The organism is Streptacidiphilus sp. MAP12-16 (assembly GCF_041262165.1).
Taxonomy (GTDB): Bacteria; Actinomycetota; Actinomycetes; order Streptomycetales; family Streptomycetaceae; genus Streptacidiphilus.
Genome location: NZ_JBGCBY010000010.1, coordinates 40291 through 62196, shown reverse-complemented (window position 1 = coordinate 62196; position 21906 = coordinate 40291). Strand labels below are relative to the sequence as shown.

The window sequence follows — 21906 nt, the reverse complement described above, 5'->3', positions numbered from 1 at the left end:
TCGGACGGATGTGCCCCTGCTCATACGCCTGCCTGGCACCTTGGACGAAGGATTATCGTGCCACCGTCCGCCCGACCCGGCAGGATTGTCCCGTGCCCTTCACCCTCAGCCACGCGGCCGCCGTTCTCCCCTTCCTCCACGAGGGGAGAGGGCGCGGGCCGTTGATCGCCTCCGCGCTGGTCGCCGGATCGCTCGCGCCCGACGTGCCGTTCTTCGTGGAGAGCCTGCTTCCCGGCGCCTTCGGCTTCGGCCGCGTCGCACACCGCCCGTGGGCGCTCCCGACGGTGGACGTGGCCATCGCCGCCGGTCTGGTCGCGAGCTGGCACGGGCTGCTGCGGGAACCGCTGGTCGCCCTGCTGCCCGACCCCTGGGCGGACCGCGCCGAAGCCCTCACCGCGCCGCTCCGCAAGCCGGACCAGCGGGACGCCTACGACGCGGCCTGGTTCACCGCCTCCGCCACGCTCGGCGCGCTCACCCACGTCGGCTGGGACTCCTTCACGCACCACGGGCGGGCCGGGGTGCGCGCGTTCCCGGCACTGCGGCGCGAGGTCGCCGGAATGCCGGTCCACCAGGCGCTGCAGTGGGGGACGTCCGCCGCCGGCCTGGGCGTCCTCGCGGTCGCCGGGCGTCGGGCGCTGGGACGGCAGGCGCTGGGCCGCCAACCGACCACGGAGCCGCGCAGGATCGCCCTCCGACCCGCAGTCAGAAGGCGGGCGACGGCGTTCCTCGCGGCGAGCGCCGTGCTGGGCGCGGCCCACCGCGCGGCACGCGAGGTGCCGCGGCTGCACGCCCGTCCCACCCTCTCCGACCTGGTCGCCATCGCCTCCTTCGGCGCGGGCACCGGGGCCGCGGTCGGGGCGACCGCGTACGCGCTGGCGATGCGGGTGACGGCCAGTCGGCCCCCCGGTACGTGATTGGCCAGGGCACTGCCCTCTAATATGAGGAAGCGTGACGCAGACCCAGGGCCCCAGCGGCGACCAGCCCCCGTTCATCGACGAGTTGAGCCCCGACGAGTTGAGCGGGGTGTGGGACGTCGTGGTCGTCGGCGCCGGACCGGCCGGTGCCTCCGCCGCCTACGCGGCGGCCTCCACCGGCGAAGGGCTGCGCGTCCTGCTGCTCGACAAGGCGGCCCCGCCCCGATACAAGACCTGCGGCGGCGGCATCATCGGCCCCTCCCGCGACGCGCTGCCGCCCGGGTTCGTGCTGCCGCTCAAGGACCGCGTCCACGCCATCACCTTCGCCCTGGACGGGAAGTTCCAGCGCACCCGCCGTTCCAAGAAGATGCTGTTCGGGCTGGTCAACCGGGACGAGTTCGACCAGCGCCTGGTCCAGTGCGCAGAGAAGGCGGGCGCCGTGCTGGCGACCGGAGTCACCGTCACGGGAGTGCGGGAGTCGGCGGAGTCGGAGGAGCAGGGCGCGGTGCTCACCCTCCAGGACGGCCGCACCGTCCGGGCCCGGGCCGTGGTCGGCGCTGACGGCAGCGCCGGACGGATCGGTGCGCACGTGGGCGTCAGCTTCGACCAGGTCGACCTCGGTCTGGAGGCGGAGATCCCGGTGCCGCCCAGCGTCGCCGAGGACTGGGCCGGTCGGGTCCTGCTGGACTGGGGCGGCAAGGTCCCAGGCTCCTACGGCTGGGTCTTCCCCAAGGGTGACAGCCTCACCGTGGGCGTCATCGCCGCCCGGGGCCAGGGCGCCGACACCCGCGCCTACCTCAAGGACTTCATCTCCCGGCTGGGCCTGTCCGGTTTCACACCCTCCATCGAGTCCGGCCACCTCACCCGCTGCCGCGCCGAGGACTCGCCGCTGTCCAAGGGCCGGGTGCTGGTCGCGGGCGACGCCGCCGGGCTGCTGGAGCCGTGGACCCGCGAGGGCATCTCCTACGCGCTGCGCTCCGGCCGGCTCGCCGGCGAGTGGGCGGTGAGGATCGCCGCCGCCGACGACGCCACCGACGTGCGCCGCCAGGCCCTCAACTACGCCTTCGCGATCAAGGCCGGCCTCGGTGTCGAGATGCGGATCGGCCGCAAGCTGATGACCGCGTTCGAGCACCGCCCGCAGGCGTTCCACCTCGCGGCCGTCGGCATGCGGCCCGCCTGGAAGGCTTTCGCCCGGGTCACCCAGGGGCACACCACCTTCGCCGGACTCAGCCGCGAGCACGGGCTGGGACGCCAGACCATCGACCTGCTGACCCGAGGGTAGGCCCGTGCGGGCTCGCCACGGAGTACTACCGGGGAAGTAGCCGGGCCGACCCCGCCGGGCTGACGCGCCCGGGGCCCGCGGTGACCTACGGTGCCGGTATGACTTCCACCGGAGCCCGTCGGCAGCGCGGCAGCGGCCCGCTGCCCGCGCGGGCTGCGGTGATGGCCGCCGTCGGCATCGCCGTGATCCAGGTCGTCGGCACCCGTGCCGCGCAGCACAACCAGCACGGCCACCAGGCCCTGGACCTCCTCGGCTACGTTCTGCTGCTGCTCGGCCCGGCGTTCCTGCTGTTCCGGACCCGGTGGCCGGTGGCCGTGTGCGTCGGGACCACCGCGGTGGCGGTGGCCTACCTGCTCGTGGGCTACCCCTACGGACCGATCTTCGTGAGCGTGGTCGTCGGCTTCGTCAGCGCCGTTCTGACCGGCCACCGCAAGGCGGCGTGGGCGTCCGTGGGCGGCCTCTACCTGGCGCACCTCGCTGCCTCGCTGGCGACCGGCAAGCTGGCCTGGGCCCAGGAACTGGGCATGCTGGCCTGGCTGCTGCTGGTGGTTCTCGCCGCCGAGGTGATCCGCACCAGGATCGAGCAGCGCGAGCAGCGCCGCCAGGTCCGGGCCGAGCGCGAGCAGCGGGTCGCGGACGAGCAGCGCCTCGCGATCGCCCGCGAGTTGCACGACGTCCTCGCGCACAGCATTTCGCTGATCAACATTCAGGCGGGCGTCGCCCTCGAACTGCTGGACGGGGACCCGGAGCAGGCCCGCACCGCGCTGACCACGATCAAGCAGACCAGCAAGGAGGCCCTCGGCGAGGTGCGCCAGGTGCTGGGCACGCTGCGGACGCCGGGCCGGGACGCACCCCGTGCTCCCGCACCGGGTCTGGACCGGCTGGGGGAGCTGGTCGACCAGGCCCGCGCGGCGGGGCTCGCGGTCACGCTCCGGACGCAGGGCGCACCCAGGCCGCTGCCGCAGGGCGTCGAGCTGGCGGCGTTCCGGATCGTCCAGGAGGCGCTGACGAACGTCATCCGGCACTCCTCCGCGCGCACCGCCGAGGTGGAGGTGACCTACGACCCGTCGGTGCTGACGCTCGAGGTACGCGACCCGGGCCCGGTCTCGGCGACCGGCGGCCCGCGCGCCGGCGGTTCCGGCAGCGGGCTGACCGGGATGCGGGAGCGCGTCGCCGCACTCGGCGGCGGCGTCACGGCGCAGCCGCACGGTGCGGGCTTCCGGGTCCGGGCCGACCTACCGCTCACCACTGACGCCTCCGAGGAGGTCCGATGATCCGCGTCCTGCTCGCCGACGACCAGGTCCTGGTCCGCGCCGGGTTCCGCTCGCTGCTCGACGCGCAGCCCGACGTCGAGGTGGTCGGCGAGGCGGACGACGGCGTCGCCGCCGTCCGCCTCGCCCGCGAACTGCGGCCGGACGTAGTGCTGATGGACATCCGGATGCCGCAGCTGGACGGGCTCGCGGCCACCCGGATGATCTCCGACGACCCGTCACTCGCGGCCGCGAAGGTCGTCGTGCTGACGACGTTCGAGCTCGACGAGTACGTCTTCGAGGCGCTGCGTGCCGGCGCCGCCGGCTTCCTGGTCAAGGACACCGAACCGGCGGAGCTGGTACGGGCCGTGCGCGCGGTCCACGCGGGCGACGGGCTGCTGTCGCCGGGGGTGACCCGTCGGCTGATCTCGGAGTTTGCCGCCAGGTCCAAGGAGCCCGAGCAGTCCGCGCCGCTGGCCCGGCTGACGGACCGTGAGCGAGAGGTGGTGGCGCTGGTCGGGCTCGGCCTGTCCAACGACGAGATCGCCGGCCGCCTCGTGGTCAGCCCGCTGACGGCGAAGACACATGTCAGCCGGGCGATGGTGAAGCTGGGTGCGCGGGACCGGGCGCAGTTGGTGGTGCTGGCCTACGAGTCAGGCCTGGTCCGGCCCGGCTGGCTGGGCTGACGCACCGTCGGCGGGGAGCGCGGCGCGAACCTGGTGCCAGCGCTCCAGCAGCAGCGGCAGCTCCTCGCGGATGAAGGCGAAGAAGGCGAGCGACTCGACCAGCCTGACACCGGCCGGGCTGTCCGCGCCGAGCACCGAGATGCCCTCGGCCAGGCTCGTCTCCCAGCGCACCAGCACCTGGTCGCGGCGCAGCGCGGCCTCGTACCAGATGTCGTTGTAGACCCGGTAGCGGTCGCGGCGCGAGCCCGGTTCGCGCTCGCGGCTGACCAGGTTGAGCTGCATCAGGTAGCGCACGGCGCCGGACACAGCGGCCGGGCTGATCTGCAGCAGCTCGCCCAGTTCGGCGGCGGTGAGGCGGCCGCTGTCGGTAGCGAGGAGGGCGACGAAGACGCGGGCCGGCATCGGTGGGAAGCCGGAGTCGCACAGCACGGTGGTGAAGCGCTCGATGAAGGCACGCAACGCCTCGGGGTCCGGGTTCGAGCCGCTTCCGGAGTCGGTTCCGAGGTCGGCTTCGGGGCCGAAACCGGGGTCGCGGTCGGGGACGGATCGCGCTGCGCTCATGCCGGCCAGCCTATCTTGGGCTCCACAGAATTCATTATCTTCACGGATTTGTGAAACAAGTGTAGCGTCGGATCTATGACAACGGCCATCTCCGCGTCCGGCCTGGTGAAGACCTTCGGCCGGACGCGCGCCCTCGACGGACTCGACCTGTCCGTCACCCAGGGCGAGGTACACGGCTTCCTCGGGCCCAACGGCTCGGGGAAGTCCACCACCATCCGGGTGCTCCTCGGGCTGATCCGCGCCGACTCCGGCGAGGCCCGGCTGCTCGACGGCGACCCCTGGCGCGACTCGGTGGCCCTGCACCGCCGGCTCGCCTATGTCCCCGGTGACGTCACCCTGTGGCGCAACCTCTCCGGCGGAGAGGTCATCGACCTGCTCGGACGGCTGCGCGGAGGCGTCGACGCCAAACGCCGTGCCGCCCTGCTGGAGCGCTTTGAACTCGACCCGACCAAGAAGGGCCGCGCCTACTCCAAGGGCAACCGGCAGAAGGTCGCCCTGGTCGCGGCCCTCGCCTCCGACGTCGAACTGCTGATCATGGACGAGCCTACCTCCGGCCTGGACCCGCTGATGGAGGAGGTGTTCCGGGCCTGCGTCGCCGAGGAGCGGGAGCGCGGCCGGACCGTGCTGCTGTCCAGCCACATCCTCAGCGAGGTCGAGGCCTTGTGCGACCGGGTAAGCATCATCCGTTCCGGCCGCACCGTGGAGACCGGGACCCTCACCGAGCTGCGCCATCTCACCCGTACCTCGATCGAGGCCGAACTCGCCGGCGCGCCGCAGGGTCTGGCCGAGCTGCCGGGCCTGCACGACGTCGACCTGGACGGCACCCGGCTGCGCTGCCAGGTCGACACCGACCGGCTCGACGGCCTGCTCCGGGCCCTTACCGCGGCCGGCGTACGGACGCTGACGAGCCGTCCGCCAACGCTCGAGGAATTGTTCCTGCGCCACTACGAACCGCAGGGAGCGGAGCAGTGACCGCTCTGTCCACGACCGTGCCGGTGTCCGGACCCAGGTCCGCGTCCCGGGCGGGGTCGCTGTCCGGCCTCGGTGTCCTGCTGCGGCTGGCGCTGCGCCGCGACAAGGTCATGCTCCCGGTCTGGGTGTACGCGGCGATCGGCTCCGTCGCCGCCACCGCCGTCAGCTTCAGGAAGCTCTACCCGAGCACCGCCGCCCGTGAGCAGTTCGCGGCCAGTATCAACACCAGCAGTTCGCTGCGCGCCCTCTACGGGCCGGTCCACGACGGCAGCAGCATCGGCGGCCTGACGGCCTGGCGGATGGGCGCCTTCGGCGGGGTCGTCGTCGCGCTGATGAGCTTCCTGCTCGTGGTGCGGCACAGCAGGGCCGAGGAGGAGGCCGGACGGCTGGAGCTGGTCGGCGCCGGGGCCGTCGGCCGCCGCGCGCCGCTCACCGCCGCGGTGGGCACCGCCGTACTCGGCAACGTCCTGGTCGCGGTGCTCATCCCGGTCATCCTGATCGCGCTCGGCGAGCGGGCGTCGGGCTCGATCGCCTTCGGCGTCTCGCTCGGCGCCGCCGGTCTGGTGTTCACCGGCACCGCCGCCGTCGCCGCCCAACTGGCCGAGACCGGACGCGCAGCGAACGGCCTGTGCGGCGCGCTGCTCGGCCTCGCGTTCGTGGTGCGGGCCGCGGGGGACGCGGCGGGGTCGAACGGACCCGGCTGGCTGGTCTGGCTGTCACCGCTCGGCTGGACCGAACAGGTCCGCGCCTACGGCGGCGACCGCTGGTGGGTCGTGGCCCTCGCCCTCGGCTGTGCCGCCGGGCTCACCGCCGCCGCGTACGTGCTGGTCGGACGGCGGGACCTCGGCGCGGGGCTGCTGCCGCAGCGCCCGGGACCCGCTGTCGGCGCCGCCTGGCTGCGCAGCCCCGCCGCCCTGGCCTGGCGGCTCCAGCGGGGCTCGCTCATCGGCTGGAGCCTCGGCTTCCTGATCGCCGGAGCGGTCTTCGGCAGCCTCGCCAACGGTGTGCTGAGCCTCCTTCAGGGCAACGCCCAGCTGGAGCAGATCATCCGGCGGATGGGCGGGCAGCAGGTCCTGGTCGACTCCTACCTCGCCACCATGACCAACCTGCTCGGCATGGTCGCCGCCGTCTACGCGGTGCAGGCCGTGTTGCGGCTGCGTGGCGAGGAGACCGGCGGGCGCGCCGAACCGTTGCTGGCCACCGCTGTGTCCCGGCTCCGTTGGGCGGGCAGCCACCTCGCGTACCCGCTGGCGGGATCGGCACTGCTGCTGCTCGCCGGCGGTCTCGGGACCGGAGTGGCGGCGGGCGCGGTGCTGGGCGACGTCGGCGGCCGGACCACCGACCTGCTGGGCGGCGCGCTGGTGCAGCTTCCGGCCGTGTGGTTCATGGCTGCGACGGCTGTCGCGGTCGTCGGACTGCTGCCGAGCAGGACCTCGGCGGCCTGGGGCGTCCTCGGCGGGCTGCTGCTGATCGCGTACCTCGGCCCTGTCGTGCATGCGGGACAGTGGCTGCTCGACCTCTCCCCGTTCACCCACGTCCCTAGGCTCCCGGGCTCCGCCTTCACCGTCGAGCCGCTGCTCTGGCTGACGGTCCTCGCCGCCGCCCTCGCCGCCGCCGGACTCGCCGGTCTGCGACGGCGCGACCTGGGCTGACGCCCCATCGGGCGCGCTGGACGGCCAGTCACCGAGCTGGCCCGGGGGCGGCAGCACGACGTGGCTCCGGCCGGCTGACCCGCTCGCCCGGGTCCCTCGCGCCCGGGTCCCGCCCGCCCAGGTCCCTCGCGCCCGGGTCCCGCTCGCCGAGGCCCGGCGCGCCCAGGTCCCGCCGGCCCAGGTCCCGCGCGCCCCGATCCCGCGCGCCTGGACCCCGCGCGCCTGGACCCCGCCCGCCCGGGTCCCGCCCGCCCGGATCCCGCTCGCCGAGGTCCCGCTCGGTCCGGACAAGATCCCCCCGGGGCGAGCGCCGGGCCCGACCTGGTAGTAACGTCACGCAGCAGCCTGCCGAGCCACCACGGAAGGATCACCACCCATGACCGGTACCGAGCCACTGGTCCACTACCGAGTGGACCGGGCCGTCGCCACCCTCACCCTGGACTCGCCGCGCAACCGCAACGCGCTCTCCTCCACGCTGGTCGCTGAACTGGAGCAGGGACTCGCCGAGGCGGCGAAGGACCCCGCCGTCCGCGCCGTCGTCCTCACCCACACCGGCGGCACCTTCTGCGCCGGCGCGGACCTCTCCGAGGCCACCTCCGGCGACCCGACCGCCAACCCGCGCCGTCTGGTCGCCACCATGCGGGCCATCGTCGAACTGCCCAAGCCGGTCATCGCCCAGGTGGACGGGCACGTCCGGGCAGGCGGCCTCGGCCTGCTCGGCGCCTGCGACCTGGCCCTGGCAGGCCCCAAGGCCACCTTCGCCTTCACCGAGGTACGCCTCGGCCTGGCGCCCGCCGCGATCTCGCTGGCGCTGCTGCCCCGCCTCGACCCGCGCGGCGCCTCCCGCTGGTACCTCACCGGATCGGTCTTCGACGCGGCGGAGGCCCAGCGCATCGGTCTGCTCAGCGAGGCCGCGGACGACACCGCCGCCGCGCTGGAGCCGGTGCTCGACGCGCTGCGGCTGGCCTCCCCGCAGGGCCTCGCCGAGACCAAGCGCCTGGTCACCGCAGACGTGCTGCGCACCTTTGAGCGCGACGGCGAGTCGATGGTGGCGCAGTCGGCACTGCTCTTCGGCTCGCCCGAGGCTCGCGAGGGCATGCTCGCCTTCCTGGAGCGCCGCCCGCCCAACTGGGCGTAGCCACACGGGAAATGGAAGCTCTGGGAGGATACGGTCATGCCGACCGTGCTCTCCACCCTGACCGTCCCCTGGATCAGCCCGCCGCACCGGATGGACGTACTGCGGACCTCCGAGCTGCCCGAGGGGTACACCGTCACCACCGCCTTCGCCCTGGCCGTCGACGCCGACGACCGGACCCTGCTGACCCGGGTGGACCTGCCGGGCCGTGGCTGGGAGGTCCCCGGCGGGCACCTGGACGAGGGCGAGTCACCGCTCGACGCGGCGGTGCGGGAGCTGGCCGAGGAGACCGGCCTCGACGTGCGGCCGGAGCAGGTGGCGCTGGTGGGCGGCCAGCAGATCACCCTGCTCGGCACTCCGCCCGCCGACTACCCGTACCCGGCACGGGCGTTCATGGCCTTCCACGCCGTGCGGCTGGACCGCCGGGGGTTGCCGACCGCGCCGCACCCCGAGTCGGAGTGCGGCGCGGCGAGCTGGGTGGAGCGGTCCCAGGTGCCGCTGGTCTGCCCGAAGGCGGCCTGGCTGCCACTGCACGCGTCGCTGTTCGCCTGACGCTTTCGCCGGGGTGGGTTCGCCGGCGGGTTCGCCGGGCCGACAGTTCTCGAGCTGACCCGCGGGTAACCCCGGGAGGATCAAGCGAGCCGGTTCCGGTTACCGTGTCCGCATGCCGTTCGCCGAGAAGATACGCGCCGCAGCGCGGGCCCACGCCCGCCGGGCTGCGACGACGCTGGTCCACCGGGGCTGGCAGTGGGTGCAGGAGGCCGGCTCGGTCAGCGCCGAGCGGCCGGGTCGGCTGCGCTTCGGGGCGATCGGCGAGTGCACCCGGCTGACCTTCCCGCTCGGGGCGGTGTTCAACGAGCGGTGGATCACGCTCGGCACCCACTGCATCATCGGCGAGGGCGTGTCGATGTCGGCCGGCTTCCTGCCGGGCCTGGATCTGGGCCCCGAGCCGATCGTGCGGATCGGCAACGGCTGCGTCATCGGCCGGGACAGCCACGTCGTGGGCCATCACTCGATCACCCTGGGCGACGACGTGTGGACCGGACCGGGTGTCTACATCACCGACGAGAACCACTCGTACGACGACCCGAACCTGCCTATCGGCAAGCAGTGGCCGCGCAACGAGGCCGTGTCGATCGGCTCGGGGAGCTGGATCGGTACGGGCGCGGTGATCCTGCCCGGGGCGACCATCGGCCGTAACGTCGTGGTCGCCGCGAACGCCGTCGTCCGAGGCGTCGTGCCCGACCACAGTGTGGTCGCGGGCGCACCTGCCCGGGTGGTCCGCCGCTACACCCCGGTCGAGGGCTGGCAGCCGCCGATCCGGACGGTCGCCCCCAAGCCCGTGCCCGAGGGCATCACCCACGAGCAGTTGGTCGCCCTGATCGGCTGGGATCTGCGGCCGCCGAAGGACCAGGTCCACCCGCAGACCGCTGAGGACGCCGACCCGGTCGGCTGAGTCCCGGTCGGCTGAGTCCCGGTCGGCTGAGTCGCGGTCGGCTCAGTCTCGGGCAGCGGTGTCCCGGTCGGCTGAGTCGCGCGCGGATCACGTCCGGTCCGCCGCCCGCTGCACAGCCAGTGCGGCGACCCCAGCGAGCCCGGCGAGCAGCGCCACCGACAGCAGCGCGCTCGGCAGCCCCACCCCCTGGGCGAGGAAGCCGATGATCGGCGGCCCGAGCACCATGCCGCCGTAGCCGAGCATGGACGCGGTGGCCACGCCCTTCGGTCCGTTCAGCGCGCCCGCGCGGTCGATCGCCAGCGGGAAGATGTTGGCCAGGCCCAGCCCGACCAGCAGAAACCCGGCGAGCGCCAGCGGCAGCCAGGGGCTGAGCGCCGCGACCAGCATCCCGCCGCAGGCCACGCCGGCACCGGTGACCAGCACCCGGGTCGGTCCGAAGCGCTCCACCAGTCGGGTGCCGCCGAGGCGTCCCGTGGTCATGGCGAGCGAGTACGCGGCGAAGCCGGCGGCGGCGACCGAGGCCGTGGCGTGCAGGTCGGCGCTGAGGTGCAGGGTGCCCCAGTCGGCGAGCGCGCCCTCGCCGTACGCGTCGCAGAGGGCGACCAGGCCGAGCAGCAGGACGAGCAGCAGCGGGCCGCGCACCACCGCGGTCGGGGTCGCCGTGGTTGGGGTCGCCGTGGTCGGCGTCGCCTGTTTGGGCGTCTCCGCCTCGACCTCCTGCGGAGGTACCACCCGGTGCCGGAGCAGCGGCAGTCCGGCGGCGGCGGTGACGGCCAGGCCGAACACCGCGATCAGGCCCAGGTGCTGGGCGGGCGTCAGCACCGTTGCCAGCAACCCGCCGAGGCCGGCCCCGATCAGGCCGCCAAGGCTGTACGCGGCGTGGAACGCGGGCATGACGGGGCGTCCGGCCGCCGCGACCAGGTCCACCGCCGCGCTGTTGATGCCGACGTTCACGGCGCCGTATCCCGCACCGAACAGCAGCAGTACCCCGCCCAGCCCCAGCACCGAGTGGACCTGGGCGGGCAGCGCCACGGCGGCGCAGAGCAGGACGGCCGCGGCGACGGTGACCGGGTGGTTGCCGAAGCGGAGGCAGAGGCGGCTGACCGGAGCCATCACGGCGACCGCCCCTGCAGAGACACAGAGCAGGGCGAGGCCCAACTGACCTGCGGAGGCGTGTACCTCGGCCTTGATCGCGGGGATGCGGACGACCCATCCGGCGAAGAGGAAGCCGTCCATGGCGAAGAAGGCGGTGAGCGCGATCCGCGCGGGGGACCAGGCGGACTCCGATATCGGCGGGGGAGAGGCGACACTGACGGCTGATTTGTTTATTGGCGGCACAAAGTCACAATAGAAGCGTGCAGCCTACTCACACAAGCGCCGACCGTGGCCGCGCGGCCCTCGGCCCCGCACTCGAGCTCGTCCACACCGGCGCCGCGCCGACCCGCTCCGCGCTCACCAGCGCGCTCGGCGTCACCCGCGCCACCGCCGGCGCGGTCACCTGCGAGCTGGAGGCGCTGAACCTGATCACCGTCGACTCCAGGCCCGCCGGAGGAACCCGCGGCAGGCCCTCGCACCGTCTCGCCGTCGATCCGTCGGGCCCGGTCGTCCTGGCCGCGCAGATCCACGCCGACGGTTTCACCGTCGCCCTCGCCACTCTCGGCGGTGCCCTTGGCCCGCACCGGGACTTCCCCCTGCCGGTCCCCGCCTCGCCGGAGCGGGTGCTGCACGCCGTGGTCACCGAAGCTGCCGCGCTGATCGCCGCGGACCCGCGCCGCTGCGTCGGCCTCGGCCTCGCGGTCCCCACGCCGGTCGCCCTGCCCGACCGGACCGCCGTCGCCGCCATGTACCTTGACTGGCCGTCAGGTACGCCCGTCGGTGACCTGCTCGAACAGCAGGTCGCAGCGGCCGGTCTGTCCGTCGCCGTGGACGTCGCGAATGACGCCAACCTCGCCGCCCTCGCCGAGCACCGGCACGGTGCCGGGCGCGGCTCGCGCCACCTGCTCTACATCACCTCGGGCCACCGGGGCGTCGGCGGTGCCCTGGTCGTGGAGGGGAAATTGCACACCGGCAGCGCCGGCCTGGCCCTGGAGGTCGGCCAGCTGACGGTGGATCCCGACGGTCGGCTCTGCCCCTGCGGCAACCGGGGCTGCCTCGACGTCGAGGCAGACCCGCCCGCGCTGCTCGCCGCCGCCGGGCGCGAGGTCGACCCCGCGCGCCCCCTGCTCGACCAGACCCGCGACGTCCTCGCCGACGCCGCCGCAGGCGACGCCCGCGCCCGTGGCGCAGTCGAGCACGTCACCGACCGGCTCGGCCTGGGCATCGCCGGGGTGATCAACATCCTCAACCCGGACCGGGTCGTCCTCGGCGCCTTCCACAGCGCGCTGCTGGTCGCCGCCCCCGACCGCCTGGCCCGGGTCGTCGCCGAGCGTTCGTACTGGGGGCGCAGCGGTCAGATCCCGATCGCACCGGCCGTCCTGGAGCGCTCCGAACTGGCGGGCGCGGCGGAGCTCGCCTGGGCCCCCGTCCTGGCCGACCCGCTGGGCGTCCTCGGCGGGTGAGGTGGCGCTCTCCGGGGCGGAGAAGGGCGCAGGGAAGGCGGGCGGTTGGCGCGCGGAAGGCCTGCGGAAGGCGGCGGGGAAGTAGGCCCGGCGCCGCTGCGTACTCCCCCGGGAGCAGGCCAACTGCCCGCCGGGGCACGACGACCAGGGCCCCAGCCCGGGGCGATGCTCGATAGCGAGCCGCGATGGACGCGGCCGGCGCAATCGAGGAGCCCATCATGAACGCAACTCTGCTGGCGGACGGTTGGCACGGCGGCCCCGGGCCGTGGATCGTGCTGGTCCCGCTGTTCTGGATCGGCGTCGTCTTCTTCCTGCGGAGGGTCGTCTTCCGCGGTGCGATGCGGCGCGGCGGACGCGGGCCGTGGGGTCCGTGGGCGCCGAACGGCCCGCAGGCCGGACCGAGGGCGACCGGGCAGGGGCCCGCGCCGTCGCCGATCGAGACCCTCAACCGCCGGTACGCCGACGGCGAGATCGACGAGTTCGAGTACCGGGAGCGCTACGACCTGCTGACCTCGGTGATCAACCCCGCCACCGGCACCGTGGACCCCCAGGACGGGAAGCGATGAGTGCCCGGGTCGAGGAAGCCGTCAAGATCTACGGGAGCGGCCCCACCCAGGTCCGGGCGCTCGACCACGTCACGGTCGAGTTCCCGGCGGGCCGCTTCACCGCCGTCATGGGCCCCTCCGGGTCCGGCAAGTCCACGCTGATGCACTGCGCCGCCGGCCTCGACACCCTCACCGCGGGCTCCGCCTGGGTCGGCGACCAGGAGCTTGCCACCCTGAACGACCGACGGCTCACACTGCTGCGCCGCGAGCGGATCGGGTTCGTCTTCCAGGCGTTCAACCTGGTGCCGACGCTGACCGTGCTGGAGAACATCACCCTCCCGCTCGACCTGGCGGGTGCGGTGATCGACCAGGACTGGATCGACGCCATGATCGACGTCGTCGGCCTCGGCGACCGGCTGCTGCACCGCCCCTCCGAGCTGTCGGGAGGCCAGCAGCAGCGAGTGGCCGTGGCCCGCGCCCTGGCTGCCCGTCCCGAGGTGGTCTTCGCCGACGAGCCGACCGGCAACCTGGACTCGCGCAGCGGCGGCGAGGTGCTCGGCCTGCTGCGGACGGCCAGTCAGGACCTGGGCCGGGCCGTGGTCATGGTCACCCATGACCCGCGCGCGGCCGGTCACGCCGACGAGGTGCTGTTCCTCGCGGACGGACGACTTGTCGACACGATGGCCGCACCGACCGCCGATCTGGTGCTGGAGCGGATGAAGGCGTTCGAGCGGCCCGTGCCCGTGGGGAGCCGACCATGAGCACGGCCTCGAATTCCGGCTCCCGCGTCGGCCCGACACTGGTCCCGGCTCTGCGACTCAGCCTGCGCGGCCTGCGCGCCCACAAGCGGCGGCTCGCCGGGACCTTTCTCGCCGTGCTCCTCGGCGTCTCCTTCCTCGCCGGGACGATGGTCCTCGGCGACACCCTGCGCGCCAACTTCAGCTCCCTGTTCACCAACGCCAACGCCGGCACCGACGCCGTCGTCCGCAGCGCGAACGTGATCGCGGCGGGCGGCGGGGCCGGCGGCGTCCGCGCCCCGATCGACGCCTCCCTCGCGCAGCGCATCGCCGGGCTGCCCGGCGTCGCCGACGCCGCCCCCGCCGTCCGGGGCGAGGGCCAGCTCGTCGGCAGCAACGGCAAGCCGGTGGGCGGCATGGGCCCGCCCACGCTGGCCGGGAACTGGATCACCGATCCCGCCCTCAACCCCTACCGCCTGGTCCAGGGCCGCGCCCCGCAGGCCCCCGGTGAGGCCGTGATCAACCGGGGCGCGGCCAAGTCAGGCGGCCTCAAGCTCGGCGACACCACCCTGCTGCGCACACCCGGCCCGGTGCGGGTCACCATCGTCGGCATCGCCACCTTCGGCAGCACCGCCGATGGCATGGGCCCGAGCACCTTCACCGGACTGACTCTCGCCGACGCGCAGCGCTACCTGGTTCCCAAGCCGGGCGAGGCCAGCACCATCCAGGTGAAGGCCGCCCCGGGGGTGACCCAGGACCAGCTGGTCCGCCGGATCGCCGGCGTGCTGCCCAGCCAGGACGAGGCCGTCACCGGCGCCCAGGCCACCAAGGAGGACACGGCAAACGTCTCGACCGGCTTCCTCAGCATCTTCACCACGCTGCTGCTGGTCTTCGCCGGGATCGCGCTCCTGGTGGCGACCTTCACCATCCACAACACCTTCGCCATCGTCGTCGCCCAGCGGACCAGGGAGAACGCGCTGCTGCGGGCCCTGGGCGCGTCCCGCCGCCAGATCCTCGGCGCCACGCTCGCCGAGGCCGTCGCGGTGGGGCTGACGGCCTCGCTTGCGGGGCTGCTCGGCGGGATCGGCGTCGCCACCGCCCTCAAGGGCCTGTTCTCCTCGCTGGGTTGGTCGCTGCCCACCGGCGGAATGGTGGTCACGGCCACGTCCGTCGTCGTCCCGCTGCTGGTCGGCACGGTCGTCGCCACCGGCTCCGCGCTGCTGCCCGCGATCCGGGCGGGCCGCACCGCGCCGCTCGCCGCGATGCGCGACACCGCGGTCGAGCCCGGCGGGAGCAGCCGGGGCCGCACGCTCCTGGGCGTCGTCGTGGCCTGCGCGGGCGTGACGCTCACCGTGCTCGGCGCGACGGGGGGCCCGTCGGTCACCCTGACCGCCGTCGGCTCGGTCCTCTCGCTGGCCGCGCTGATCGTCCTCGGCCCGCTCGCGGCGGGTCTCGCCGTGCGGACGCTCGGCGCGCCGCTGCCCCGGATGCGCGGCGTCAGCGGCGGCCTGGCCCGGCGCAACGCGGCCCGCAATCCGCGCCGGACCGCCGCGACCGCGACGGCGCTGATGGTCGGCGTCGCCGTGGTCAGCCTGTTCACGGTCTTCGGCGCGTCGATCAAGGCCGGCCTGAACGACACGGTCAGCCGGTCCTTCGCCAGCGATCTCGCGGTGTCCGCACCCAGCTTCGGCGCGGGCGGCAGCGGGCTCAGCCCGCAGATCGTGCCCGCCCTCTCCGGGCTGCCCCAGGTGCGCAACGTGGTCGGGCTGGGCACGGGCGTTGCCACCGTCGCCGGACACGCCGTCAAACTCGACGTCACCGACCCCTCCCGGCTCGCCGGAACGGTCGAGCTGGGCTCCACCCGAGGCAGCGTCGGCTCACTCGGCACGGAGGGGATCGCCGTCTCCCAGGCGGTCGCCGCGCAGCACGGCTGGCAGGTGGGGACCAGCGTCCCGGTGGCCTTCGCGGACGGCGCACACCAGTCGATGACCGTGCGCGCGGTCTACTCCGACGCGGGAGTCGTCGGCGACTACCTGGTCACGCCGCAGACCTGGGCCCCGCACCGCACCCAGGACTCCGACACCCTGATCGCGGTCAGCCTCAGGCCGGGCGTCTCCCTCGCCGACGGCAAGGCGGCCGTGCAGCAGGCCGTCGCCGCGTACGGCGGCCCCACCGTCCAGGACCGCGCGGAGTACGCGACCACCGCGGCCTCGGGCATCGACATGATGCTGTCCGTGGTCTACGCCCTGCTCGCGCTCGCGGTCCTGATCGCACTCCTCGGCATCGCCAACACGCTGACCCTGGCGATGCACGAGCGCACCCGCGAGCTGGGGCTGCTGCGGGCGGTCGGGCAGACCAGGGCGCAACTGCGCTCGATGGTGCGCTGGGAGTCGGTACTGGTCGCGGCCTTCGGCACGGCCGGGGGCCTGGGCCTCGGGGCCTTCCTGGGCTGGGCACTGGTTCGGGCCACGGACAGCGCCGGGACGGCCTCGTTCGCGCTGCCGGTCCCGCAGTTGACGGTGGTGCTGCTGGCCGGGATGTTCGCCGGGGCCCTCGCCGCCGTGCGCCCGGCCCGCCGGGCCGCACGGCTGGAGGTGCTGACCGCGATCGCGCTGCGGTGAGTTCGCGGTGTAGTGAGTTCGCCGTGCAGTGTGTGGTTGCGTGAGCGGTGCGGTGACCGGCCGTCAGGCCCGGGCCCGCACCGGCACCCGGCCCCGCTCCTCCTGGGGCGGGGCCGCCCACCATGCGCCGAGCGGTGCGATCCGCAGCGGCGCGGCCGGGCGGCCGGGGTCCACCAGGTCAGCGTCCACCAGACCCGTGTCCACCAGGTCAGGGTCCACCAGACCGGTTTCGACCGGTGCTGGTTCGACGCGATCGGGTTCGACCTGAGCGGGTTCGACCAGCTCCGGTTGTCTCCCGGCCCGCTCCGCGAGACACAGGGTCGTCTCGAGGGCGAACCAGACGACCTTGCCGTCGTCCGCGACCTCGGCTCCCCACTCCTTGCTGAGGGCGGCCACGAGGTGCAGCCCGCGTCCGCTGTCGTCCTCCTCGTCGGGATTCAGCAGGCGGGGGAGTGCGGTGCTTCCGTCGCGAACCTCGCAGCGGAGGCAGCCGTCGGCGGCGCTGATCCTGAGCAGGCAGTCGGCCTGCGAGCCGACATGGCGGTGGACGTTGCCGATAAGTTCGGTGACTCCCAGCAGCGCCGGGTCCACCAGGTACGTCAGATTCCAGTGGCGCAGGTGGGCGGAGACGATCCTGCGGACGATGCCGAGCCGCTGGGGCTCCGCCGTGAGCCGCAGCTCGTACTGCCGGTCCTGATCCTGCTGAACCTCTTGACTCAGCTGTACACGAGACTCCAACACGCGCCAACTCCTCCCGCTAGGCCGGAGACAGACTCCGCGCCCTATCGGAAACTGCGCGGAGTTACCACGTGGCTACGATCCGAGACGTGTCCAGAATCGCCCCGTTGGATAGCATCCGCAACGCGCGGGCGACCCGGGTCCATGCTGCACGTTGTGCAGCCGGAGCGTAACCGTTCAGGCACGGGCAGTTGCGGAACATGCGCCCCCGTATGGCATATTCCAAGGATTTACAGGGAATGGCCGACGGTTACGATGCGCTGCACAGGCCTTCGGCAAGGAATTACCGGCAAGAAAGCAGCAGCACGAATGAGAACCGTGGACGTGGACCGCACCGACCCCGAGTACCGGGCCTGGTTGAAGGAGGCGGTCCGCAAGGTCCAGGCGGACGCCAACCGCTCAGCCGACACGCATCTGCTGCGCTTCCCGCTTCCGGAGGACTGGGGGATCGACCTCTACCTCAAGGACGAGTCCACCCACCCGACCGGCAGCCTCAAGCACCGCCTCGCGCGCTCGCTCTTCCTGTACGCCCTGTGCAACGGCTGGGTGCGGCCCGCAAGGCCGGTGGTGGAGGCATCCAGCGGGTCCACGGCGGTCTCCGAGGCGTACTTCGCCAAGCTGATCGGGGTCCCTTTCATCGCGGTCATGCCGCGTACCACCAGTTGCGAGAAGATCAGCCTGATCGAGGCCCAGGGCGGCAGCTGCCACCTGGTCGACGACACCCGGACGCTGTACGAAGTCTCGGCCCGGCTCGCCGAGGAGTCCGGCGGCCACTACATGGACCAGTTCACCTACGCCGAACGGGCGACGGACTGGCGCGGCAACAACAACATCGCCGAGTCGATCTACGCCCAGCTGCGGCTGGAGCGCTATCCCGTCCCCGCCTGGATCGTGGCCACCGCGGGCACCGGCGGCACCTCGGCCACCCTGGCCCGCTACGTCCACTACACCCAGGCCGACACCCTGATCTGCGTCGCGGACCCGGAGAACTCCTGCTTCTTCGACGGCTGGGTCACCGGCGATCCCACCGTCACCTGCGAGCGCGGCTCCCGGATCGAGGGCATCGGCCGACCCCGGATGGAGCCCAGCTTCGTGCCCGGCGCGATCGACCGGATGATGAAGGTCCCCGACGCCGCCTCCGTCGCCGCGGTCCGCGCCCTCGACGTGGCGATCGGCCGCAAGGCCGGCGGCTCCACCGGAACCGGCCTGTGGAGCTCCCTCAAGATCGTCTCCGAGATGCTCGCCGCCGGAAAGCGCGGCAGCGTGGTCACTCTCATCTGCGACCCCGGCGACCGCTACCTCGACAAGTACTACTCCGACACCTGGCTCGCCGCCCAGGGCCTCGACATCGCCCCTTACGCCGCCGCCCTGGACCACTTCCTCGCCACCGGCGCATGGAAAGGCTGACCTCTCCTTGGTTCAATACAACACTCATGGCGTATGCTACACATGTTGTATTGCGAAAGGTGGCCCCGCGATGGGCTGGGAGATCATTGTGGTGGAACCGGCGCTGTCCTGGCTCCATGAACTGCGTCGAAGCGATCGCTTGACGCTGGAGAGGATCAGCCAGGCGATCACCGCGCTTGAGCGTGAAGGTCCGGGTCTGGGACGCCCTCTCGTCGACACGGTTCAGGGATCGTCGCTGGCGAATCTCAAAGAGTTGAGGCCTGGCTCCTCGGGCGCGAGTGAGGTGCGATTACTCTTCATCTTCGACCCGAAGCGGCAGGCGGTCTTCCTCGTTGGCGGGGACAAGTCGAGGAACTGGAGTGGTTGGTATCGCTCTGCGATCGCGCAGGCAGAGCAGGCGTACGAGCAACACCTGAAGCGCGTCGAGCAGGGCGAGAGGGGAGACAGGCCATGACTATTGACCATCTGAAGGATCCGCAAGCCAGGTCTTGGCGGGATTTGAAGAACGACCTCGGTTTCACTCCTGCGGAAGAGGAGCGAATTCAGCATGGCGCGGATCGTATGATCGCCGAGGCCCGCGCGCACAGGCTGGCGGAGGTTCGCAAGCGGCAACATGTGACCCAGGTCCAACTGGCGCGTGAGATGGGGATAACTCAGGCACGTGTCTCCCGGATCGAACGGGGTGAGTTGGAGCGCAGCGAGGTGGAGACCTTGGCTGCGTACGTTCGTGCTCTTGGCGGCAAGCTGAAGATCGTGGCGGAGTTCGGCGATGAGTCTCTCGTCCTCGGCTGACGGGGGTTCCTACGAGTTACTGACCCGTCACACCGATCAGGACTCGGCGTTCGAGCTCCTCGCTGCGGAGCTGGACGGCATTGTTGCCGAGCGGGACCTTCCACGGGACGTCCTGCCCCTGAGCGACGACACCTGTGTCGGCCGTGTGCTGCTGAACGCCCTGTGGGTTGTCGAGGACGGCGGGACCACGCTGCCACCGGTCCAGACGGCCATCGCGCAGGCACTGCTGGACCGGTGCTGACAGCTCCGATCCTCCGCCCGGGCGTCGCCCGAAGCCGGTGGTCTGCCCGGAAGTTGATAATGAGTTTGTGAATTCTTCCGAGGACAGCAGCGAGGACAGCGGCACCGGGCCCACGCCCCGGCGGCGGGTCGGCCGGAGGCCCGGTGGGGCGGACACCCGCGGGGTGGTGCTGGCCGCCGCGCGGGCGGAGTTCGCGGCGCGCGGGTACGAGAAGACCAGCATGCGTGGGATCGCGCGGGCGGCCGGCGTGGACCCGGCGCTGCTGCACCACTACTTCGGCAGCAAGGACCGGCTGTTCCTGGCCGTGCTGGACTTCCCGGTGGACCCGAGGATCGTGGCGGCCCAGGTGATCGCGGGGGACCGGGACGGGGTCGGCGAGCGCGTCGCGCGCTTCGTGCTGACGCTGTGGGAGGACCCCGAGGTGCGGGACCGGCTGCTGGCCGTGCTGCGAACGGTGGCCAGCAGCGAGGAGGTCGCCGCGCTGCTGCGGGGCTTCTTCCTCAAGGAGGTGGTACGCCGGATCGCGCACGGACTCGAGGTGCCGCAGCCGGAGTTGCGGGTCGAACTGGTGCTGTCGCAGATCATCGGCCTCGCCATGGCGCGCTATGTGGTCGCCGTCGAACCGCTGGCCTCGACTCCGGCGGAGGAGCTGGTGCCGCTGATCGCGCCCACGCTGCAGCGTTACCTGGCGGACAGCTGAACAGTCTCGCCGTCCGGACAACCCGCTGTCCGAACAACGGCCTGACGCTTGACAGGGGCAGTGGCGCGAGCAGAAACTCATCGCATGATGAATTCTCTGGCGGGCCAGCCTCCCGCCGCCGCCATCCGGGCCCGAGGGCTTCGCGTTGTCCGGAGCGGACGCACCGTGCTGCACGACCTGGACGTGGACGTGCCCAGGGGGTCGGTCACCGGGTTGCTCGGCCCCAGCGGCTGCGGCAAGACGACCCTGCTCCGCTCCGTCGTCGGCGTGCAGAAGATCGCCGCGGGCACCGTGACCGTCCTCGGCGAGCCCGCCGGCAGCAGCCCGCTGCGGGCCCGCGTCGGCTATGTCACCCAGGCTCCATCCGTCTACACCGACCTCAGCGTCGCCGAGAACCTCCGCTACTTCGCCGACATCCTCGGCGCGCCCAGGACCGACCCCGCCCGGGTTACCGAACTCGTCGGGTTGACCGGCCAGGCCGAGGCGACGGTCTCCCGCCTCTCCGGTGGTCAGCGCGCCCGGGTCTCGCTCGCGGCAGCGCTCCTCGGCGCGCCCGAGCTGCTGGTGCTGGACGAGCCCACGGTCGGCCTCGACCCCGTGCTGCGGCAGGATCTCTGGCGGCTGTTCCACCAACTCGCCGACGCCGGCACCACCCTGCTGGTCTCCAGCCACGTCATGGACGAGGCCATCCGCTGCACCCGGCTGCTGCTGATGCGCGAGGGGCGGCTCCTCGCCAACGACACCCCGACGGCGCTGCTCGCCGCCACCGGGACGACCGACATCGAGGCCGCCTTCCTCAACCTGGTCACGGATGCCGCAGCAGCCGACCCTTCGGCAGCCGACCCTTCGGCAACCGACGCCGCAGCAAGCGACACCGCACGAACGGAAGCCGCACGATGAGCCTGCGCCGCACCCTCGCCACCGCCCGCCGCGTCCTCGCCCAACTACGCCACGACCCGCGCACCCTCGCGCTGCTCCTGGTCGTGCCCTGCGCGCTGCTGATCCTGCTCAAGTACGTGTTCGACGGCGAGCCCCTGGTGTTCGACCAGATCGGCGCGCCGCTGCTGGGCATCTTCCCCATGATCGTGATGTTCCTGGTCACCTCCGTGGCCACGCTGCGCGAGCGCACCACTGGCACTCTGGAGCGGCTGCTGACCATGCCGCTCGCCAAGGCCGACCTGCTCCTCGGCTACGCCCTCGCCTTCGGCCTGGTCGCCCTGGTCCAGGCGGCGGCCGCGTTCGGGCTGACCATCGGGCTGCTGGGTCTGCACATTGCCGGACCCAGCTGGCTGCTCTTCGTGGTCGCCCTCGCCGACGGCCTGCTCGGAACCGCGCTGGGGCTGTTCCTCTCCGCCTTCGCCGCCACCGAGTTCCAGGCCGTCCAGTTCCTGCCGGCCTTCCTGCTGCCGCAGCTCCTGCTCTGCGGTCTCTTCGCCCCGCGCGCGTCCATGGGCGCGGTGCTGCACGGGGTCTCCGACGTGCTGCCGATGTCCTACGCCGTCGATGCCATGGCCAGGCTGACCAGCCACTCCGGAGTCCCGGGCGCGACGCTGCTCGACCTGAGTGTGGTGGTCGGCTGCGTCCTGCTCGCCCTCGGACTCGGTGCGGCGACGCTGCGCCGCCGCACCGCCTAGCAGCCGAGTCCGGAGGGCCCGGCCC

Annotated in this window: 23 protein-coding genes; 20 read left to right on the top strand and 3 right to left on the bottom strand. The window is 72.8% G+C overall.

Translation table 11 applies throughout. The features are described 5' to 3' along the window. Positions 1 to 92: 92 nt before the first annotated feature. From ABIA33_RS15505 to ABIA33_RS15490, 4 genes are all read left to right on the top strand, one after another. Entirely contained in the window at positions 93 to 914 is an 822-nt protein-coding gene (locus ABIA33_RS15505; RefSeq protein ID WP_370081721.1) for a DUF4184 family protein, read from the top strand. 76 nt (positions 915 to 990) lie between these two features. Continuing rightward, a complete protein-coding gene (locus ABIA33_RS15500) occupies positions 991 to 2196 on the top strand; it encodes a geranylgeranyl reductase family protein (RefSeq protein WP_370082048.1) in 1206 nt (401 codons plus the stop codon). A 98-nt stretch (positions 2197 to 2294) separates the two neighbouring features. After that, entirely contained in the window at positions 2295 to 3470 is a 1176-nt protein-coding gene (locus ABIA33_RS15495; protein WP_370081719.1) for a sensor histidine kinase, read from the top strand. Beyond that, a complete protein-coding gene (locus ABIA33_RS15490) occupies positions 3467 to 4132 on the top strand; it encodes a response regulator (protein WP_370081717.1) in 666 nt (221 codons plus the stop codon). Before ABIA33_RS15495 ends, ABIA33_RS15490 begins: the two co-directional genes overlap by 4 nt. Here the strand turns inward: ABIA33_RS15490 and ABIA33_RS15485 are convergent. After that, the gene (locus ABIA33_RS15485; RefSeq protein ID WP_370081715.1) at positions 4100 to 4693 is read right to left on the bottom strand and encodes a GbsR/MarR family transcriptional regulator; all 594 of its coding nucleotides are present in this window, start codon (positions 4691 to 4693) and stop codon (positions 4100 to 4102) included. The two genes, ABIA33_RS15490 and ABIA33_RS15485, sit on opposite strands and share 33 nt — an antisense overlap. A gap of 75 nt (positions 4694 to 4768) precedes the next feature. Between ABIA33_RS15485 and ABIA33_RS15480 the strand changes: the two genes are divergently transcribed. The 5 genes from ABIA33_RS15480 to ABIA33_RS15460 all read left to right on the top strand — a co-directional run bounded on the left by ABIA33_RS15480 (position 4769) and on the right by ABIA33_RS15460 (position 9908). After that, positions 4769 to 5665 (top strand): ATP-binding cassette domain-containing protein, encoded by an 897-nt coding sequence (locus tag ABIA33_RS15480; protein WP_370081713.1) that lies wholly within the window; start codon positions 4769 to 4771, stop codon positions 5663 to 5665. Continuing rightward, complete coding sequence (locus ABIA33_RS15475; RefSeq protein ID WP_370081711.1) at positions 5662 to 7317, top strand: ABC transporter permease; 1656 nt, start codon at positions 5662 to 5664, stop codon at positions 7315 to 7317. The genes ABIA33_RS15480 and ABIA33_RS15475 overlap by 4 nt, the downstream gene beginning before the upstream one ends. Before the next feature lie 376 nt (positions 7318 to 7693). After that, a complete protein-coding gene (locus ABIA33_RS15470; protein WP_370081709.1) occupies positions 7694 to 8455 on the top strand; it encodes an enoyl-CoA hydratase family protein in 762 nt (253 codons plus the stop codon). Positions 8456 to 8491: 36 nt separating this feature from the next. After that, positions 8492 to 9004 carry an NUDIX hydrolase gene (locus ABIA33_RS15465; RefSeq protein WP_370081707.1) on the top strand — a complete coding sequence of 171 codons (513 nt, stop codon included), beginning with the start codon at positions 8492 to 8494 and terminating at the stop codon, positions 9002 to 9004. Between the two features lie 112 nt (positions 9005 to 9116). Next, positions 9117 to 9908, top strand: a complete 792-nt coding sequence (locus ABIA33_RS15460; protein WP_370081705.1) for a DapH/DapD/GlmU-related protein — start codon at positions 9117 to 9119, stop codon at positions 9906 to 9908. An 87-nt stretch (positions 9909 to 9995) separates the two neighbouring features. Here the strand turns inward: ABIA33_RS15460 and ABIA33_RS15455 are convergent, their stop codons facing one another. Then, positions 9996 to 11246 carry an MFS transporter gene (locus ABIA33_RS15455; protein ID WP_370081703.1) on the bottom strand — a complete coding sequence of 417 codons (1251 nt, stop codon included), beginning with the start codon at positions 11244 to 11246 and terminating at the stop codon, positions 9996 to 9998. Between the two features lie 17 nt (positions 11247 to 11263). Here ABIA33_RS15455 and ABIA33_RS15450 point away from each other — a divergent pair, with 17 nt between their 5' ends. The 4 genes from ABIA33_RS15450 (at position 11264) to ABIA33_RS15435 (ending at position 16369) form a co-directional block, all read left to right on the top strand. After that, on the top strand, positions 11264 to 12466 hold the full coding sequence (locus tag ABIA33_RS15450) for an ROK family protein (protein WP_370081701.1): 1203 nt from the start codon (positions 11264 to 11266) through the stop codon (positions 12464 to 12466). A 218-nt stretch (positions 12467 to 12684) separates the two neighbouring features. Beyond that, positions 12685 to 13032 carry an SHOCT domain-containing protein gene (locus ABIA33_RS15445; protein WP_370081699.1) on the top strand — a complete coding sequence of 116 codons (348 nt, stop codon included), beginning with the start codon at positions 12685 to 12687 and terminating at the stop codon, positions 13030 to 13032. After that, positions 13029 to 13772, top strand: a complete 744-nt coding sequence (locus ABIA33_RS15440; RefSeq protein ID WP_370081697.1) for an ABC transporter ATP-binding protein — start codon at positions 13029 to 13031, stop codon at positions 13770 to 13772. The genes ABIA33_RS15445 and ABIA33_RS15440 overlap by 4 nt, the downstream gene beginning before the upstream one ends. Then, a complete protein-coding gene (locus tag ABIA33_RS15435; protein WP_370081695.1) occupies positions 13769 to 16369 on the top strand; it encodes an ABC transporter permease in 2601 nt (866 codons plus the stop codon). The genes ABIA33_RS15440 and ABIA33_RS15435 overlap by 4 nt, the downstream gene beginning before the upstream one ends. A 63-nt stretch (positions 16370 to 16432) precedes the next feature. Here ABIA33_RS15435 and ABIA33_RS15430 read toward each other — a convergent pair whose 3' ends face one another. Then, entirely contained in the window at positions 16433 to 17110 is a 678-nt protein-coding gene (locus ABIA33_RS15430; RefSeq protein ID WP_370081693.1) for an ATP-binding protein, read from the bottom strand. A gap of 306 nt (positions 17111 to 17416) precedes the next feature. On the opposite strand from ABIA33_RS15430, the gene ABIA33_RS15425 reads away from it, so the two are divergent. The 7 genes from ABIA33_RS15425 to ABIA33_RS15395 all read left to right on the top strand — a co-directional run bounded on the left by ABIA33_RS15425 (position 17417) and on the right by ABIA33_RS15395 (position 21881). Then, complete coding sequence (locus ABIA33_RS15425; RefSeq protein ID WP_370081691.1) at positions 17417 to 18514, top strand: PLP-dependent cysteine synthase family protein; 1098 nt, start codon at positions 17417 to 17419, stop codon at positions 18512 to 18514. A 70-nt stretch (positions 18515 to 18584) separates the two neighbouring features. After that, the gene (locus tag ABIA33_RS15420; RefSeq protein WP_370081689.1) at positions 18585 to 18968 is read left to right on the top strand and encodes a type II toxin-antitoxin system RelE/ParE family toxin; all 384 of its coding nucleotides are present in this window, start codon (positions 18585 to 18587) and stop codon (positions 18966 to 18968) included. Next, entirely contained in the window at positions 18965 to 19306 is a 342-nt protein-coding gene (locus ABIA33_RS15415; RefSeq protein WP_370081687.1) for an XRE family transcriptional regulator, read from the top strand. The genes ABIA33_RS15420 and ABIA33_RS15415 overlap by 4 nt, the downstream gene beginning before the upstream one ends. Then, positions 19284 to 19547: a hypothetical protein gene (locus tag ABIA33_RS15410; RefSeq protein WP_370081685.1), complete on the top strand. Its 264-nt coding sequence runs from the start codon at positions 19284 to 19286 to the stop codon at positions 19545 to 19547. Before ABIA33_RS15415 ends, ABIA33_RS15410 begins: the two co-directional genes overlap by 23 nt. A 67-nt stretch (positions 19548 to 19614) precedes the next feature. Next, entirely contained in the window at positions 19615 to 20247 is a 633-nt protein-coding gene (locus ABIA33_RS15405) for a TetR family transcriptional regulator (protein WP_370081683.1), read from the top strand. Positions 20248 to 20331: 84 nt separating this feature from the next. Further along, positions 20332 to 21147 (top strand): ABC transporter ATP-binding protein, encoded by an 816-nt coding sequence (locus ABIA33_RS15400; protein ID WP_370081681.1) that lies wholly within the window; start codon positions 20332 to 20334, stop codon positions 21145 to 21147. Continuing rightward, positions 21144 to 21881, top strand: a complete 738-nt coding sequence (locus tag ABIA33_RS15395) for an ABC transporter permease (protein WP_370081679.1) — start codon at positions 21144 to 21146, stop codon at positions 21879 to 21881. Before ABIA33_RS15400 ends, ABIA33_RS15395 begins: the two co-directional genes overlap by 4 nt. Positions 21882 to 21906 lie beyond the last annotated feature (25 nt).